Below are 15,046 nucleotides of genomic sequence, written 5' to 3'. Positions count from 1 at the left end.
CTCCGCGCGGCGGGCCCGGGTGGCGCCCGGCCGCCGCGGTGGTTCAGTTCTCGCGCGCGGCGTGGTTCTCCGCGATCCGCACCAGGGTGCGGGTTACGGCACCGGTGCCGCCCTTCGGGGTGTAGCCGAAGGGGCGGCCCTGGTTGAAGGACGGGCCTGCGAAGTCGACGTGCACCCAGGGGGTGCCCTCGGTGATGAACTCCTTGAGGAACACACCGGCACTGAGCATGCCGGCCATGCGGTCGCCGGCCACGTTGGCGATGTCGGCCACCGAGGAGTCCAGGCCCTGGCGCAGTTCGGCGGGCAGCGGCATGGGCCAGGCCTGCTCGCCGGCTGCGGTGGCGGCGGCCACCGCCTCATCGCGCGCACCGTCGTCGTTGGACATGACGCCGAACACCCGGCTGCCCAGCGCCGTCAACTGCGCGCCGGTGAGTGTGGCCGCATCGACGATCAGGTCCGGGGAGTCCTCGTGCGCGCGCACCAGGGCGTCGGCCATGACCAGGCGGCCCTCGGCGTCGGTGTTGAGCACCTCGACGGTCTTGCCGCCGTAGATGGTCAGCACATCGGAGGGGCGCTGGGCGCTGCCGCCCGGCATGTTCTCGGCGATGGCCAGGTAGGCCACGACATTGACGGCCGGGTGGAGCCGGCCGATGGCGCCCATCGCGCCCAGGACCGCCGCGGCGCCGGCCATGTCGGACTTCATCCAGTCCATGGAGCCGGCGGGTTTCAGCGACAGGCCGCCGGAGTCGAAGGTGATGCCCTTGCCCACGAACGCGATCGTGCTGCGCGCCTCAGGGTGGGTGTGCTCCAAGCGGACCAAGCGCGGCGGGTTGTCGGAACCCTGGCCGACGCCGATCAGCCCGCCGTAGCCGCCCTCGGCGAGTTCCTGCTCTTCGAGGACCTGCACGTCCAGGCCGGTTTCGCGCGCCACCTCGGTGGCGGCGCCGGCCAGGTCCTCGGGCACCAGGTCGGCGGGAGCAGTGTTCACCAGGTCGCGGCTGAGGACCACGGCCGCGGCGATGGCCTCGGCGTGTTCGGCGGCCTGCCCGGCGCCTTCGGCGGCACTGGCGACCAAGAGTTCGGTGGCGGGGGAACGGGTGTCATCGCCGGTGCGGTACCGGGTGAAGGAGTAATCGCCCAGCAGGGCACCGAGTGCGCCGGCCTCGACGAGTTCGGCGGTGCCGGCGGGCAGCGCCAGCGCGATGCGGGACTGCTCGGTGCCGCGGGAGCGCAGCGCCGCGCCGGCCGCGCGGGACAGGGCGTCGGGGTCGGGGCCGGAGCCCGAGCCCGGGGGCGCACCCAGGCCGACCGCGATCACCACCGGGGCGCTCAGCGCGCCCTGGCTGGGGACACTGTGCACTTCCTCGGCGGCACCTGTGGCGCCGAGCAGCGAGAGTGTCCGGGCCAGGCCGCCGGGGTATGCGGTGTCGACGCTTTCGGCGCCCGACGCCGGCAAGGGTCCGTCGTCCGCCGCGTAATAGCCGACCACAACCGCGTCGACGTTGAGCGAACCGGGGGATTCCGTAGTAACTGTCAACGACGTGCTCACGCACCCGATGCTAGCCCTTGTGACGTGCCGCCGGGCACGCAGCCCCGCGGCGTGGCCGTGCTTGCCGCGGACTGGCGCGCCGGCCGCCGCTGCCGCGAAGCCGCTGGGAAAGCGCCGCGCAAGCGCGCGGGGTTTCCGGTGTGAGCGGCGGCGGCCCCGCTGATCGCCCGCAGGCGCCGCGGTGTGGCCGCATACGGTCCGGCGGTGTGCGGGTGTGAAGGGATGTGACGATACCAACACATCCGAACCACTTCCGACCGCGCGGCGGCGGTGTGCCGGGCCGCGGGCGCGGCTGCCGCCGCGGGTCACACTGCGGCGGCGACCACTGCCAGGGCTGCGGTGGCCGCGGTCTCGCAGAGCGCGCCGAGGGTATCGCCGGTGATACCGCCGGTGCGGCGCAAGGCCCGCGCGAGCAGGAGGGCGGCGGCGACCCCGCCGGCGGCGGCCGCCGCCGCGCAGGCCGCGGCGAACAGGCCCACGCCGGCGGCGCCGGCCGCAGCGGCGAGCAGCAGGACCGCCGCGGTGGCGCACCCCGCCGCCCAGTAGGGCACCGTCCCGGCAACGAACGCCCCGAGCCCTTCGGGCCGGGCCGAGGGCACGTGCGGGGTGCACGCCCAGGTGATGGCCAGGCGGCCGGCCGCGCCCGCGGTGATCAGCCCCGCCACCCCGGCCGCCAATGCGGTGTCGGTGGCCGCGCCCAGCGCCGCGGACTGGATGAGCAGCACCAGTACCAGGCTGACCACCCCGAAAGGTCCGATGTCGGAGCGCCGCATGACCTCCAGGGCACCCTCGGCGGCCCGGCCGCTGCCCAGCCCGTCGGCGAGGTCGGCCAGCCCGTCCAGGTGCAGCCCGCGGGTCAGCAGCGCCAGGGTTCCCACCGCCAGCGCTCCAGCCAACAGGCCGGGCAGGCCGGCGAGCGCCGCGGCGGCCAGCACCGCCGCGGCGGCCGCACCCAGCGCCGCACCCACCAGCGGCGCCAGGCCCATCGCCCAGCCCGCCACGCTCCGGTCCACCCGCGCCACCGGCACCGGCACCGCGGTCAGCGTGCCCGCCGCCATGCGCAGTCCGTCGAACGCGTCCCGGAGCGGCCCCGCGCCCTGGCCCTGGGAGCGGTCGGCACCGCCGCCGCCGGAGCCGCCGGGTTCCGAGCCGGAGGAGCCGCTCACGGCAGTTCCGTTATGCGTCCTGCGGCGGCCAGCACGACCTCTTCGGACTCGGCGGCCAGCAGCTGGTTCACCCGGCCCAGCCAGTCGCGGAACAGGCCGCCGCTCACCGTCGCCGGGACCACGCCCGAGCCGACCTCGTTGGTCACGGCGACGAGATAGGCCGGGCAGCGCCGCCAGGTCTCGACCAGTTCCGCGACCCGCGCCGAAAGCGCTTCCTGGGCATCCGGCGGCGGGTCGTCCTGCCACAGCCCGCAGGACTCCATCGCTCCGGCCAGCCACGTGCCCACGCAGTCGAACAGCACCGCGCCGCCGGCCCCGCGCAGCACCGCTGCGGCGTCAGGGGTCTCCTCGGTCTTCCACCAGCTGGGGCGGCGGGCGCGGTGCTCGGCGACCCGCCGCGCCCACGCCTGGTCGCCGTCGGGAGCAGGCCCCGTGGCCAGGTAGCACACGTCGGGCTCGCCCAGCAGCCGCCGTTCGGCCTCGGCCGACTTGCCCGAGCGGGCGCCGCCGGTGATCAGCACCCGGTGCGGCCCGTGCGCGCGCTCCGGCGGCCACGCCGCCGGGGGGCACCACAGCTCTTGGCCGTCGGCGGGCGAGGAGGCGCCCCATAGCCGGGCGCGGCGGTCGAACTCGGCGGGGGAGTGCACGCGGTGGTCGCCGCCCACGGCCAGGACCGCGGTGGTCGTGGTGACCACGCCGGCCCGGCGCAGGGCGCCGATCGCGGCCGCCGACCGGCCGACGTCGACGATGGCGACATCGGCCCGGTGGTCGGCCGCCCACGCGGCCGGATCGGTGCCGCCGCCGTCGGTCGTGCCCTCTGCCGCGCCGGCGGTGTCCTGCGGCGCGGGCGGATCCGCGGGCGCGTCGGGTCGCGCCAGCAGCAGGCGTCCGCCGCCGGGGCCCACCACGCGGGTGCCGTAGGGGGTGATGTCAACCGCGTATCCGGCCGGGGGAGCCGAGACGGCGCCCTCCCCGGGTTCGCGGAGCGTCAGCACGCCGTCAACCGAGATCCGCAGCGGGACGCGGCGGTTTTCGGCGGCCCGGTTGCACGAGGCGCAGCGGCACTGCGGCGCAGGCCAGCCGGAAGGTCCGGAGGTGCCGGAAAGTCGGATTCGCACGTTGGCCAGTTAACAGCATCGGGGCAGGGAAGGGTCGCGCGGAGTCCGCGGCGGCGCAGCGCACCCCGCGGCTGCAACACCTGCGGACCGGCGCGGCCCTGGGGCGCGCCGGGGCCGGTTGCACGCAGTGGGCACAGCCTATGCTCGAAGACCCCGTGCGCCCGGAACCGGGTGCGGGGATGCGCAACTGCGATTCGGATGCGGGAAGGGCGGCCACATGGCCTGGAGCTGGCGGTACGAGACCGAGCACGGCAAGCCCCTGGAGGACGGTGCCCTGCCGGGCGAGCAGTTCTCTTCGCGCGGCGACGCCGAGACCTGGCTGGGGGAGACCTGGCGGGAACTGGTCGAGGGCGGGGCCTCCCGGGTCACCCTGCTGGAGGACGACCGGCCCGTTTACACGATGAGCCTGGACGACCCCGCCTGACGTGTCGTCTGGCACGCTGTCGTGTGAAATGCCCAAATCTGGCGCCAGATTTGGGCATTTCTGCACGATCGTCGAACTCCGCCCGGCACCCGGTTGGGACCGGTGCCGGTAAGACCTATCAGGGACGCTGCGGCGGGCTGACCGTTCCGGCCGGGTCGCGGTTGACGGTGTCGCCGAGGACCTCGTCGATGCGGCGCATCAGGTCGGCGTCGAGGAGCCGCCCCGCCGCTGCGGCGTTGTCGTGCACCTGCTCCGGGCGCGAGGCGCCGATGATGGCCGCCGAGACGTTGTCGTTCTGCAGCACCCAGGCCACCGCCAGCTGGGCCATGCTCAGCCCGGCCTCTTCGGCGAGCGGCGCCAGCCCCTGCACGCGCTCCACCACGTCGCTGTTGTCGAGCAGGCGGCTGATGAACTTGCCGCCGGTCTCGTCGGTGGCGCGCGAGCCGGCAGGCGGGGCCTGGCCGGGGCGGTACTTTCCGGTGAGTACGCCCTGGGCGATGGGGGAGAACACGATCTGGCCCAGCCCGCCGCGCCGGCTCGCCGGCACGACCTCGGGCTCGATGACCCGCCACAACATGCTGTACTGCGGCTGGTTGGACACGATGCGGTCCAGGCCCATTTCGTCGGCGAGCTTGAGCGCCCGCTCGATCTCGTCGGCCCGCCACTCCGAAACCCCGATGTAGCAGACCTTGCCCTGGCGCACCAGGTCGTCGAAGGCCCGGAGGGTTTCCTCCAGCGGGGTTTCGTAGTCGAACCGGTGCGCCTGGTAGAGATCCAGGTAGTCGGTGCCCAGCCGGCGCAGGGAGTCCTCGCAGCCGCGCACGATGTGCTTGCGCGACAGTCCGCGATCATTCTTGCCTTGGCCCATGGGCCAGTAGACCTTCGAGAGGATCTCCAGGCCGTCGCGCCGCTCGCCCTTCAGCGCGCGCCCCAGCACCTCTTCGGCGCGCCCCTGCGCGTAGACGTCGGCGGTGTCGAAGGTGGTGATGCCCTCCTCCAGCGCCGCGTGCACGCACGCGGTGGCGGCCTCCTCCTCGACCTGGGATCCGTGGGTGATCCAATTTCCGTAAGCGATCTCGCTGATGACCAGACCGCTGTTGCCTAGATGCCGGAATTCCATGCCGAGAACCTTACGCCGGAGGCGTCCGCGGGCCGGTGCGGCGGGTACGTGAAACGCCGCACCGGCGGAGGCAACCGGCGGACCGGCGCGCGATCCGGCGGTGCGGCCCTGGCCCCGGCCATGGAATCGGCCGTAGCAGCCCTAGCGGCCGGGTGTGGGGACGGCCTGGCCCGGCTTGAGGCGCGGCTTGGGCAGGCGCAGGCGGCGGATCTGCAGTTGGCGCATTGCCGCGTACAGGCCGGCGCCGCGCACGGTGGAGTCGCCGGGGAACAGTTCGCCCGCCTGGCGCTTGACGCGGTTGGCGACGAAGATGCCCTCGGCCACCAGCGTGACCATCATGGCCGGCCACAGCACATAGGTGACCGCAAGCTGGAACTGCGGGAAAGGCAGGAACAGCAGCACGATGACGACCAGCGAGAAGTACAGGAAGAACTCGCTGACACTGCGCCGGGAGTCGACCACGTCGCGGGCATAGGCCCGGACAGGGCCGAGGTCCTGCGGCCGGAAGTGGCGGTCTTCGCCGGGGGCGGCGCCGGCGGGGCGTGCCTTGCTCTTGCCTTGGCCCTCGCGCGCCTGGCGTTCGCGGTAGGCCCTGTAGGCCTCCTTGCGCGTTTGCGGCGCGTTCTCGGGGCGCCGCAGTCCAGCCTCGGATTCGCGGCGTTTGGGAGTTGGCGAGCCCTTCTTAGGGGTATATCCCTTAGGTTGGGTGGCCTCAGCAGCGGCCGGGCCGGATACGGCCGGATCTTCGGATGCGGGAACGGAGCGACGTCGGAACACGTCTACAGGGTAGCCGGTCCGAGCTTCATGGCGACCCTTCGCGCGAGCGCGTAGGGTTGGATGCAGCGCCCGCCGGGAACAGCCGATACACGGACCGAGAAGGGGACGGCCACGCCGATGAGCGTGTTTCAGCGACTTTCCATGATCTTCAAGTCCAAGGCCAGCAAGGCCATGGACTCCGTCGAGGATCCGCGCGAGACCCTTGACTACTCCTACCAGAAGCAGCTTGAGCTGCTGCAGAAGGTCCGGCGCGGCGTGGCCGACGTCGCCACCTCCCGCAAGCGGGTCGAGCTGCAGGTCCAGCAGTTGGAGCAGCAGTCGGGCAAACTTGAGACCCAGAGCCGTTCGGCGCTGCAGCAGGGCCGCGAGGACCTTGCCCGCGAGGCGCTGAACCGCCGCTCGGGGCTCCAGTCCCAGATCGACGGCCTGCGCCAGCAGCACGAGCAACTCCAGGGCGAGGAACAGAAACTGACCCTGGCCGCCCAGCGCCTGCAGGCCAAGGTCGACTCCTTCCGCACCCGCAAGGAGACCATCAAGGCCACCTACACCGCCGCCCAGGCCCAGACCCAGATCAGCGAGGCCTTCTCGGGTATCTCCGAGGAAATGGGCGACGTCGGTATGGCCGTGCAGCGTGCCGAGGACAAGACCTCCGAGATGCAGGCCCGCGCCGGCGCGGTCGACGAACTCCTCGCCTCCGGCGCGCTCGACGACGTCACCGGCTCCTCCAAGGACGACATCCAGTCCGAGCTCGACCGGATGGCCAGCACCAGCGACGTCGAGCTCGAGCTTGAGCGCATGAAACAGGAACTGGGCGGCGGCTCCGACTCCGGCTCCACGCCCCAGATCGAAGAGGGCGGGTCGCGCTCCGGGGGCGGTGCCAACGGCAGCCGGTCCCAGCCCTACCGGCAGGGGGAGGGCGCATGATCGTCCGAATCATGGGCGAGGGCCAGCTCGACCTCAGCGAGGCCGACCTCGACCTGCTCAACCAGTTCGACCGCACCCTCGAAGAGGCGATCGAGTCCGGTAGCGAGGACACGTTCCGCACGGCGCTGCGCGACCTGCTGGCGCGCGTGCGCCAGGACGGCAAACCGCTGCCGGCCGACTCTCTGGAGCCCTCGCAGTTCATCCTGCCCCACGCCGACGCCGGCATGGAAGAGGTCCGGTCCATGCTCGGCGACGAGGGGCTCATCCCCGACCTCGCCTGAACTCCGGGGAAGCCCTTTTCACACCGTTTTCCCGGTCGGCTGTCCACCGAACGCCGCCGCCTTGGCGCGGCGGCTTCGGTGCTTTCCGGGCCCGGCACGCGCGCTCGGCCGCGCCCGGGCCTGCGCCGGCTGCGCCGCGCCGACTGCGCCCGGCTCCGCTCCGGACACCGGCGCCGCGATCACCCGCCGCGCCCGCACCCGCTCGATCGGCCCGCGCCGCCCCGCTTCGCCGCACCGGTCCCGCCCGGCGCGCCCGCCCCGCTGCGCATCGGCGGGAATGGGCGTTTGCGCTGGTTAGACTGCAAGTGTCCGGTCGGGTGGGCCGCCCGCCAAAGGCGCGCCCGCGCACCGGCCGGAAGGGGCCCGGCTGCGGCCGGGCGCCGAACCGTCGAGTAGCGGACAAAGGAGCGCCGCCGTGGCTGGTTCGAAGTTCATCCCCGATCGCGGGCTGACCGTCCGCATGATCACCACCATGTCCCTGCTGGGCATCGTGTACGTAGCGTTCATCATCGCGCTGGTGCTGGTCGGCATGCCGCTGTGGCTGCTGGTCCTGGTCGTCCTCGGCGTCGCCGCGTTCCAGTACTTCGCCTCCGACAAAATCGCCGTCTTCGCCATGGGAGCCCGCGAGGTCTCGCCCGACGAGGCGCCGGAGCTGCACGGTGTCATCGACCGGCTCTGCGCCATGGCCGATATGCCCAAACCCAAGGTCGCCATCGCCAGAACCGATGTACCCAACGCCTTTGCCACCGGACACAACAACAAGACCGCGGTCGTCTGCGCCACCACCGGCCTGATGCGCCGCCTGGACACCGCCGAGCTCGAAGCCGTGCTCGCCCACGAGCTCTCCCACGTCGCCCACCGCGACGTGATGGTCATGACCATCGCCGGATTCCTCGGCATCCTGGCCGGCTTCCTGACCCAAATGGGCCTGCGCTTCGCCATGTTCGGCGGCCGCAGCAGCAACAACGGGCCCGCCCCCGCGTTGGTGGCCCTGGCGGTGGTGCTGGTCAGCGCCCTTGTGTGGGTGCTGAGCTTCCTACTGACCCGCCTCCTGTCGCGCTACCGCGAACTCTCCGCCGACCGGGCCGCCGCCTACCTGACCGGCAAGCCCTCCTCCCTGGGCAGCGCGCTGACCAAGATCAACGGCGACATGGCCCGCATTCCCACCAACGACCTGCGCCGGGCCGAACCGTTCAACGCGTTCTTCTTCACCCCCGCGGTCTCCAAAAAGGGGTTCAGCCTCAGCAGCCTGATCTCCACCCACCCGCCGATGGAGCAGCGCCTGTCCCAGCTCTCCGGCATCTCGCGGCAGTTGGGTAGCGGCGCCTGAGGGCGCCGTCCTCGCGCAGCGCGGCCGGACGCCTGCGAGCAGCATCCGCACGCCGAACACGGGGAGGACCTCCGACATGAGTTTCCTGCGCGCGCTACTGGGCCGCTCCAAGCCGGCCCAGCCCGACCTCGACGCCCTGTTCGGTCTGCCCTCGGCCGCCATCACCCTGCAGGCCGCGGCCGGGCTGCGGCCGACCGGGACCGGGTCGGTGGCCTTCCGCGCCGCCGAAGGCCAGGCATTCACCGAGCTGCAGCAGAGCGTCACCGACCTGCTCAACGCCGACGAGGGCCCCGACGTCGAAGCCGTCGCCGACGAGTACGGCTACACCTGGCTGGTGCTGCAGGCAATCGAACCGGGGCAGCAGGACACGGCCGGTCCCGCTGCCCCGCCCGCAGGCGCGGGCGAGAGCGGCATCAGCGAGCTGGTCACCGACATCCACGCGGTCAACTCCTCCCTGGAGGCCCACGGGTTCGGCCCCTCCCTGCTGTGCTCGCTGGTCGCGTTCACCGACGCCAACGACCGCCGGGTGGCCCTCGTCTATCTCTACAAGCGCGGCACCTTCTACCCGTTCGCCCCGCTGTCGGGCCAGCGGCGCGACAACGCCTTCGAACTGCAGGTCGAGGCGGCGGTCGGCAACGACCTGGCCATTGAGCAGGACAAGGCACGCTGGTTCCCCGTCTACGGAGCCCCCGGACTGTAATCCGGCTCCGGGACCGCAAGCCGTAGGCACCGCCGTGCCGCCTCTGCGGCTCCCGGCTGCCGGCGGCGATGAGGCGCACGGCACACTGGTCGGGTGCGTATCGTCATAGCTCCTGACAAGTTCGCCGGCACTCTCAGCGCCGTCGAAGCAGCCGAGGCCGTCGCCGCAGGGTGGCGTTCCGCCGATCCCGGGGTGCAGGCCCGGCTGCTGCCCCTGTCCGACGGCGGCCCCGGGTTCGTCGAGGTCCTGCATACCGCTCTCGGCGGCACCCTGTACGAGACCGAGATCACCGGCCCGCTCGGCGGCCCCGTACCGGCGCAGTACCTGGTGTCGGGCGCCACCGCCTACATCGAAAGCGCCCAGGCCTGCGGTCTGCACCTGGTCCCCGACGGCCGGCGCGACCCCGGCCGCACCACCAGCCGCGGTGTCGGCGAACTGATCGCCCAGGCGGTCGCCGCCGGTGCGCGCAGCGTCGTGGTCGGCCTCGGCGGCAGCTCCACCAACGACGGCGGGGCCGGCATGCTCGCGGCACTGGGTGCCGCACCCGGTGCCGCACTCGCAGGCGGCGGCGCGGCGCTCGCCGGCCTCCGGGACCCGGTCGACCTCTCCGCTGCGCAGGAGGCCGTGCGCGGCGCCACCATCGTCGCCGCCACCGACGTCGACAACCCGCTGCTGGGGTTGACCGGCGCCAGCGCCGTGTTCGGTCCGCAGAAGGGCGCCGGACCCGACCAGGTGCAGCGCCTCGACACCGCGCTGGCGGCCTTTGCCGACGCCACCGACCGCGGGGGCCTGCGCGATTGCCCGGGCGCCGGTGCCGCCGGCGGGCTGGGATACGGCATGCTGCTCATCGGCGGCACGGTCGAGTCGGGCATCGCCCGTGTGCTGGGCGCCGTCGGCCTGGCCGAAGATGTCGCCGCCGCCGATCTCGTCATCACCGGCGAAGGCTCCTTCGACACCCAGTCGCTGCGCGGCAAGCTGCCCCACGGGGTGGCGCGGGCGGCCGCCGACCAGGGAGTGCCCTGCGTGGTGCTGGCGGGCGCGGTGGGAGTGGGCCGCCAAGAGGCCGCGGCCGCCGGTATCACCGAGACCTACTCGCTGGTGGAGTCGGCGGGCTCCACCGAGGCCGCGCTCAGCCGGTCGGCCGAGGAGCTGCGCAAGCTGGCAGCCGATGTGGCCCGGCGCTGGTCGGGAGCCTCCGCCCGTGCGGCGGGCACGGCCACCGACCGCAACAGCGGCGACGGCCCGGTAACGTGAGTCCGGCCACCGGTGTGATCCCGGCTGCGCGCCGGGGCGCGGCCCTGCGGGGGGGAGCGGACACCGCCCGATCCCCCCGCACCGGGCCGGATCCGTCCACATCCGGATCGGCCATGATGGCGGTGGCCGGTGAGAGCGCTTAGTCTGGACAGCGGCAGCATTGCGCGTCCGCTTCACGGGCAGGAATGCACCAGCGGCCGCGGGCGTTGACCAGTTCGGGTCGACCAGTGCCAGTGGCGGCCGCCACGCTTTTACGGAGGAGCTAGCAGATGACGGTTCAGAGCGAGGCCCCCGCGCAGGAGGGCATCATCCTGACGGAGACGGCGTCGAGCAAGGTCAAGAACCTCCTGGAGCAAGAAGGGCGCGACGACCTGCGGCTTCGTGTCGCTGTGCAGCCTGGCGGCTGTTCCGGCCTGCGCTACCAGCTGTTCTTCGACGAACGCGAGCTCGACGGCGATGTCGTGCGCGACTTCACCGGCGTCGAGGTCGTCACCGACCGCATGAGCGCCCCCTACCTGATGGGCGCCACGATCGACTTCGTCGACACGATCGAAAAGCAGGGCTTCACGATCGACAACCCCAACGCTTCGGGGTCCTGCGCCTGCGGCGACTCCTTCAACTAACGCAGGCCTCCGCCGTCCCGCGATGCCCGCACCCGGGCCCCGCGGCCCCAACGGCCGGGCTGCCTCGCCGGATGTGCCAGGTGCGCCAGATGTGACCGAGGGTTCGTGTGCTCAGAGTAGCCGCACGGACCCTCGTTGCGTGTCCGCCCGCAGGCAGGCCCGTTCTGCGGTGTTCCGGCCGGGCCCGCCGAAAGCGCATCACGGAACAGAAAGCGCGTCACGAAACAATTGGCGCCTTTTCTGGTCACCCGGGGTGCAAAATTCGCGGCGGCTCGGTGGTCGGCGCGAAGTCCGGCGCCCCCTGCGGCTCAGGTGCCTGATTTTCCGGGTATCCGGGTCACTGAAACGCTTTCTGACCAGGGAAAACACAGTACCTGCCGCGGGCGCCTTCAGCGTCTGGAATCGATATGGGTAGGCTGGAGAACCGTCCATTCTCCCCGACTCAAGGAGCCCTCTGTAGTGCGCATCGCGGTTACCGGTTCGATTGCCTCAGACCATCTGATGACCTTCGACGGACGGTTCTCCGAACAACTCATCGCCGACCAGCTTGAGCAGGTCTCGCTGTCGTTCCTGGTGGACGAGCTTGAGGTGCGACGCGGCGGCTGCGCCCCCAACATCAGCTTCGCCATGGGCACTCTGGGCCTGCGCCCCGTCCTCGTCGGCGCGGCAGGGGCCGACTTCGGCGAGTACCGGTCCTGGCTGGAGCGCCACGGGGTGGACACCTCCGGCGTGCACATCTCCGAGCTGCGCCACACGGCGCGCTTCGTCTGCACCACTGACAAGGACCACAACCAGATCGCGTCGTTCTACGCCGGTGCGATGGCCGAGGCGCGCAACATCGAGCTGAAGCCGCTCTCCGACGCCGCCGGCGGCTTCGATCTGGTGCTGATCAGCGCCAACGACCCCGGCGGGATGACCCGCCACAGCGACGAGTGCCGCGACCGCGGCATCCCCTTTGCCGCCGACCCGTCCCAGCAGCTGGCCTTCATGGACGGCCCGGACGTGCGGCGGCTCATCGAGGGCGCCGACTACCTGTTCACGAACGAGTACGAAAAGGCGCTCTGCGAGCAGAAGACCGGCTGGAGCGAGGACGAGATCCTCGACCGCGTGCAGACCCGCGTGACGACGCTGGGCGCCAAGGGCGTCCGCATCGACCGGCGCGGTGAGCCGCCGGTCAACGTGGGCCCCGCCGCGGTCACCGAGAAGGTCGACCCCACCGGTGTCGGCGACGCCTTCCGCGCCGGGTTCCTGGCGGGGATCTCCTGGGGCCTGTCCCTCGAGCTCGCCGCCCAGGTCGGCAACGCCATCGCGGTGCACTGCCTGGAGGTCAACGGCCCGCAGGAGTACGACCTGACGGCCGCGAGCCTGCTCGACAAGATCACCGAGTCCTACGGCGAGGACAGCGCGCGCGAGATCAAGCCGCACCTGTCCTGACCGCTCGGATACTCGGGTAGTACTCGCCCGCCGGTGCCGTGTGCGCCGGCGCGGTGGTGCAAACGGGCCTTCCCGGTGCGGGTGGCGGGCGTCTCGGCCCGCCCGCCGGCCCCTCCGGGGAGGCCTTCTTGCGTTTTGCGGGGTCGGGCACCCAACGCTGCGCCCGGCCCCCGCAAACCCGGCCCGCACGCCCCGACGCGCGGTCGGCGGGGGCGCCGGTCAGGTGTTGCGGCGGCGCCCTTGGCGCAGCGCGCAGTGCGGGCGGTGCCCGGGCGAAGCGGAGCCGTCGCCGGTGCCCGCGCCGCCGGTGGCCGGGTCGTCGGCGAGCAGGTCGAACAGCGCGCGTTCCAACTGGCAGGCCGTGCGCGCGGGAGCGCTCCAGGGCACCCGCACCAGGGCCGTGCCGGTGCCGCCGGAGGTGCTGACCCAGATCGTCGCGCCGCCGGAGTCGAGTTCCCACAGCCACGCCGCCCCCTGCGGCGCACCCGGCAGCGCGGCCACCGCACGCGCGAGTTCGTCGCGGTAGCGGTCGTTGACCCGGCCGATGGCCTCCTCGGCCGCGCCGGTGACGGGATCGGGGCGGGCGAGGGCGAAAGCGGCGCCGTCGACCAGGCCGGCGGTGTCGTGGGTGTGGTACATCACCGTGTGCGGAGCCAGGTGCAGCAGCACCGGGGAATCGGGCTCGGGCCGGCGTGCGGCGGCGGCAAGGAGTTCCTCGTCGGGGTTGCGCTCCCACACCGCCAGCGCCGCCGATCGGCGTTCGCGGGCGGGAACCTCTGCGGCCCTGCCCTGGCACCACAGCCGAGCGCGTACAGTAGAGATGCGACCCACACGCCGAAGCGCGGACAGATCGACACCGACCTCCGGGCCGGGATCCGTTCGCAGCCCCTCCCGCACCGCCTCGTGCAGCGGGTGGTGCGCCGCGATCCACAGGACTACGCGGCCGGCGTGATCGACCGCCCCGGCAACGCTGAAACGCGTGTCGGGATTGTCTGCCAACGCTGCCGCGGTGGGGGTCGCCGTGGCGGCAAGGGAGCGGACCCGTTCGGTTTCGGACGGGCTGGGTTGTCGCATGGCACCTCCTAGACTTAGGCAAGCCTTACCTAGGACTCCCGTTTTTGCAAGTAACTCATAGACGGAGGACGTGAATGCGCTACACCGGACCTAAGGTGCGGTTGTCCCGGCGCGCGGGTACCCCGCTGACCCGTAAGGCGGTCAGCTACTTCGAGAAGCGGCCTTACCCCCCGGGTGAGCACGGCCGCCGAGTCCGCCGTTCGACCAGCGACTACGCTGTTCGGCAGGCGGAGAAGCAGAAGCTGCGCTGGTACTACGACCTTTCCGAGAAGCAGCTGGCCCGCGCTTACGAGTCGGCCAAGAAGCGCCCCGGCCGGACCGGTGAGGAGCTGATCGCCGAGCTGGAGCTGCGGCTCGTCTCGGTCGTGCTGCGCTCCGGACTGGCGCCGTCGGTTTACGCCGCGCGCCAGTACATCAACCACGGCCACATCACCGTGGACGGCAAGAAGGTCGACATCCCGTCGTACCTGGTCAAGCCCGGCCAGGTCATCGGGGTGCGCGAAAAGTCCCGCCAGATGGTGCCGTTCGTCGAGGCCGCCGAGGGCGTGCACGCCGACGACAAGACCGCCGGCTACCTCGCGGTGAGCCACAAGGACCTGCGCGTTGCGGTCGTCGACCGGCCCAAGCGCGAGCAGATCCCGGTGCCCTTCGACGAGCAGCTCGTCGTCGAGTACTACGCGCGCTAGACCCAGCGTTTCGCGTGCCTGAGGGGCCGCGCGACCCCGGAACCCCGGCGGTCGCGCGGCCCGCTGCGTTTCCGCTGCGGGCGGCTTTGAGTTCCGGGAGCGCTCCCAAATTTCGGCGGCGGGGAACCGCCGAAGTTCCGGTCAAGTCGGACGGGGCAAGCCGCTGCGGCCCCGCCCGTGCGGGCCGATCCGCCGATGAGGCTCAGTACTTCCGCCGGATGTGGAACGCGCTGCCCTGCGCCAGCGGAACCTCCGCCACGAACTCCTGCATCTTCATCCGGCACCACGACGGGATGTCGGCGCGAGCCGCCGGATCGTCGGCCGTGACGGCGATGACCGAGCCGATCGGGACCTCCCGGATCCGGCCTGCCAGCATGATGATGGGCATCGGGCACTTGCGGCCGATCGCCTCGATGGTCACCAACGGCTCATCCGACAACGGTCACTCCCCACGCTCCGCGGTTGCGTCCACCCCCATTCTTCACCCCATTCCGCGCCTAACCGGCACCCGGTTAAGAGGCCGGTAAATCCAGCGGTACTCTCGCCTTAGCCCGCTTGCGACGGCCGGTAGGTTTCCGCGTTACAC

At 72.1% G+C, this 15,046-nt stretch carries 16 protein-coding genes; 9 read left to right on the top strand and 7 right to left on the bottom strand.

The window, feature by feature from the left end:
- Positions 1-43: 43 nt before the first annotated feature.
- The 3 genes from ACYVD5_RS09580 to ACYVD5_RS09570 form a co-directional block, all read right to left on the bottom strand.
- Entirely contained in the window at positions 44-1,549 is a 1,506-nt protein-coding gene (locus tag ACYVD5_RS09580; RefSeq protein ID WP_461000592.1) for a leucyl aminopeptidase, read from the bottom strand.
- Positions 1,550-1,854: 305 nt separating this feature from the next.
- The gene (locus ACYVD5_RS09575) at positions 1,855-2,607 is read right to left on the bottom strand and encodes an adenosylcobinamide-GDP ribazoletransferase (RefSeq protein ID WP_461000698.1); all 753 of its coding nucleotides are present in this window, start codon (positions 2,605-2,607) and stop codon (positions 1,855-1,857) included.
- Positions 2,608-2,711: 104 nt separating this feature from the next.
- Complete coding sequence (locus ACYVD5_RS09570; RefSeq protein WP_461000697.1) at positions 2,712-3,725, bottom strand: bifunctional adenosylcobinamide kinase/adenosylcobinamide-phosphate guanylyltransferase; 1,014 nt, start codon at positions 3,723-3,725, stop codon at positions 2,712-2,714.
- 325 nt (positions 3,726-4,050) lie between these two features.
- Here ACYVD5_RS09570 and ACYVD5_RS09565 point away from each other — a divergent pair, with 325 nt between their 5' ends.
- Positions 4,051-4,257: a hypothetical protein gene (locus ACYVD5_RS09565; RefSeq protein ID WP_461000591.1), complete on the top strand. Its 207-nt coding sequence runs from the start codon at positions 4,051-4,053 to the stop codon at positions 4,255-4,257.
- Between the two features lie 118 nt (positions 4,258-4,375).
- Here ACYVD5_RS09565 and ACYVD5_RS09560 read toward each other — a convergent pair whose 3' ends face one another.
- On the bottom strand, positions 4,376-5,377 hold the full coding sequence (locus tag ACYVD5_RS09560; RefSeq protein ID WP_461000590.1) for an aldo/keto reductase family protein: 1,002 nt from the start codon (positions 5,375-5,377) through the stop codon (positions 4,376-4,378).
- A 141-nt stretch (positions 5,378-5,518) separates the two neighbouring features.
- Positions 5,519-6,154, bottom strand: a complete 636-nt coding sequence (locus tag ACYVD5_RS09555) for a DUF3043 domain-containing protein (protein ID WP_461000589.1) — start codon at positions 6,152-6,154, stop codon at positions 5,519-5,521.
- Between the two features lie 117 nt (positions 6,155-6,271).
- Between ACYVD5_RS09555 and ACYVD5_RS09550 the strand changes: the two genes are divergently transcribed.
- The 7 genes from ACYVD5_RS09550 (at position 6,272) to ACYVD5_RS09520 (ending at position 12,700) form a co-directional block, all read left to right on the top strand.
- Complete coding sequence (locus tag ACYVD5_RS09550; RefSeq protein ID WP_461000588.1) at positions 6,272-7,078, top strand: PspA/IM30 family protein; 807 nt, start codon at positions 6,272-6,274, stop codon at positions 7,076-7,078.
- The gene (pspAA, locus tag ACYVD5_RS09545) at positions 7,075-7,359 is read left to right on the top strand and encodes a PspA-associated protein PspAA (protein WP_461000587.1); all 285 of its coding nucleotides are present in this window, start codon (positions 7,075-7,077) and stop codon (positions 7,357-7,359) included. Before ACYVD5_RS09550 ends, pspAA begins: the two co-directional genes overlap by 4 nt.
- Before the next feature lie 415 nt (positions 7,360-7,774).
- Complete coding sequence (gene htpX, locus ACYVD5_RS09540) at positions 7,775-8,689, top strand: zinc metalloprotease HtpX (RefSeq protein WP_461000586.1); 915 nt, start codon at positions 7,775-7,777, stop codon at positions 8,687-8,689.
- A gap of 76 nt (positions 8,690-8,765) precedes the next feature.
- Positions 8,766-9,389 carry a PspA-associated protein PspAB gene (pspAB, locus tag ACYVD5_RS09535; protein ID WP_461000585.1) on the top strand — a complete coding sequence of 208 codons (624 nt, stop codon included), beginning with the start codon at positions 8,766-8,768 and terminating at the stop codon, positions 9,387-9,389.
- A 93-nt stretch (positions 9,390-9,482) separates the two neighbouring features.
- The gene (locus ACYVD5_RS09530) at positions 9,483-10,643 is read left to right on the top strand and encodes a glycerate kinase family protein (RefSeq protein ID WP_461000584.1); all 1,161 of its coding nucleotides are present in this window, start codon (positions 9,483-9,485) and stop codon (positions 10,641-10,643) included.
- Positions 10,644-10,912: 269 nt separating this feature from the next.
- On the top strand, positions 10,913-11,266 hold the full coding sequence (locus tag ACYVD5_RS09525; protein WP_461000583.1) for a HesB/IscA family protein: 354 nt from the start codon (positions 10,913-10,915) through the stop codon (positions 11,264-11,266).
- 459 nt (positions 11,267-11,725) lie between these two features.
- Positions 11,726-12,700, top strand: coding sequence for a carbohydrate kinase family protein (locus tag ACYVD5_RS09520; protein WP_461000582.1), 975 nt, complete (start codon positions 11,726-11,728; stop codon positions 12,698-12,700).
- Between the two features lie 219 nt (positions 12,701-12,919).
- Here the strand turns inward: ACYVD5_RS09520 and ACYVD5_RS09515 are convergent, their stop codons facing one another.
- Positions 12,920-13,774: a DUF2470 domain-containing protein gene (locus ACYVD5_RS09515; RefSeq protein ID WP_461000581.1), complete on the bottom strand. Its 855-nt coding sequence runs from the start codon at positions 13,772-13,774 to the stop codon at positions 12,920-12,922.
- Between the two features lie 74 nt (positions 13,775-13,848).
- Between ACYVD5_RS09515 and rpsD the strand changes: the two genes are divergently transcribed.
- Positions 13,849-14,460 carry a 30S ribosomal protein S4 gene (gene rpsD, locus ACYVD5_RS09510; RefSeq protein WP_461000580.1) on the top strand — a complete coding sequence of 204 codons (612 nt, stop codon included), beginning with the start codon at positions 13,849-13,851 and terminating at the stop codon, positions 14,458-14,460.
- Positions 14,461-14,662: 202 nt separating this feature from the next.
- On the opposite strand, the gene ACYVD5_RS09505 is transcribed toward rpsD, so the two are convergent.
- The gene (locus tag ACYVD5_RS09505) at positions 14,663-14,899 is read right to left on the bottom strand and encodes a sulfurtransferase TusA family protein (RefSeq protein ID WP_461000579.1); all 237 of its coding nucleotides are present in this window, start codon (positions 14,897-14,899) and stop codon (positions 14,663-14,665) included.
- Between the last annotated feature and the right edge of the window lie 147 nt (positions 14,900-15,046).

This window comes from Streptomonospora sediminis, assembly GCF_054778995.1.
The sequence above is the reverse complement of the archived record's forward strand: the minus strand, read 5'-3'. Positions and strand labels throughout refer to the sequence as shown.

Excerpts from the sequence above, each read along its gene's own strand:
- ACYVD5_RS09575 (WP_461000698.1), bottom strand. The coding sequence starts at position 2,607 with ATGGCGGCGGGCACGCTGACCGCGGTGCCGGTGCCGGTGGCGCGGGTG.
- ACYVD5_RS09565 (WP_461000591.1), top strand. The coding sequence starts at position 4,051 with ATGGCCTGGAGCTGGCGGTACGAGACCGAGCACGGCAAGCCCCTGGAG.
- ACYVD5_RS09560 (WP_461000590.1), bottom strand. The coding sequence starts at position 5,377 with ATGGAATTCCGGCATCTAGGCAACAGCGGTCTGGTCATCAGCGAGATC.
- ACYVD5_RS09550 (WP_461000588.1), top strand. The coding sequence starts at position 6,272 with ATGAGCGTGTTTCAGCGACTTTCCATGATCTTCAAGTCCAAGGCCAGC.
- pspAA (WP_461000587.1), top strand. The coding sequence starts at position 7,075 with ATGATCGTCCGAATCATGGGCGAGGGCCAGCTCGACCTCAGCGAGGCC.
- pspAB (WP_461000585.1), top strand. The coding sequence starts at position 8,766 with ATGAGTTTCCTGCGCGCGCTACTGGGCCGCTCCAAGCCGGCCCAGCCC.
- ACYVD5_RS09525 (WP_461000583.1), top strand. The coding sequence starts at position 10,913 with ATGACGGTTCAGAGCGAGGCCCCCGCGCAGGAGGGCATCATCCTGACG.
- ACYVD5_RS09515 (WP_461000581.1), bottom strand. The coding sequence starts at position 13,774 with ATGCGACAACCCAGCCCGTCCGAAACCGAACGGGTCCGCTCCCTTGCC.
- rpsD (WP_461000580.1), top strand. The coding sequence starts at position 13,849 with ATGCGCTACACCGGACCTAAGGTGCGGTTGTCCCGGCGCGCGGGTACC.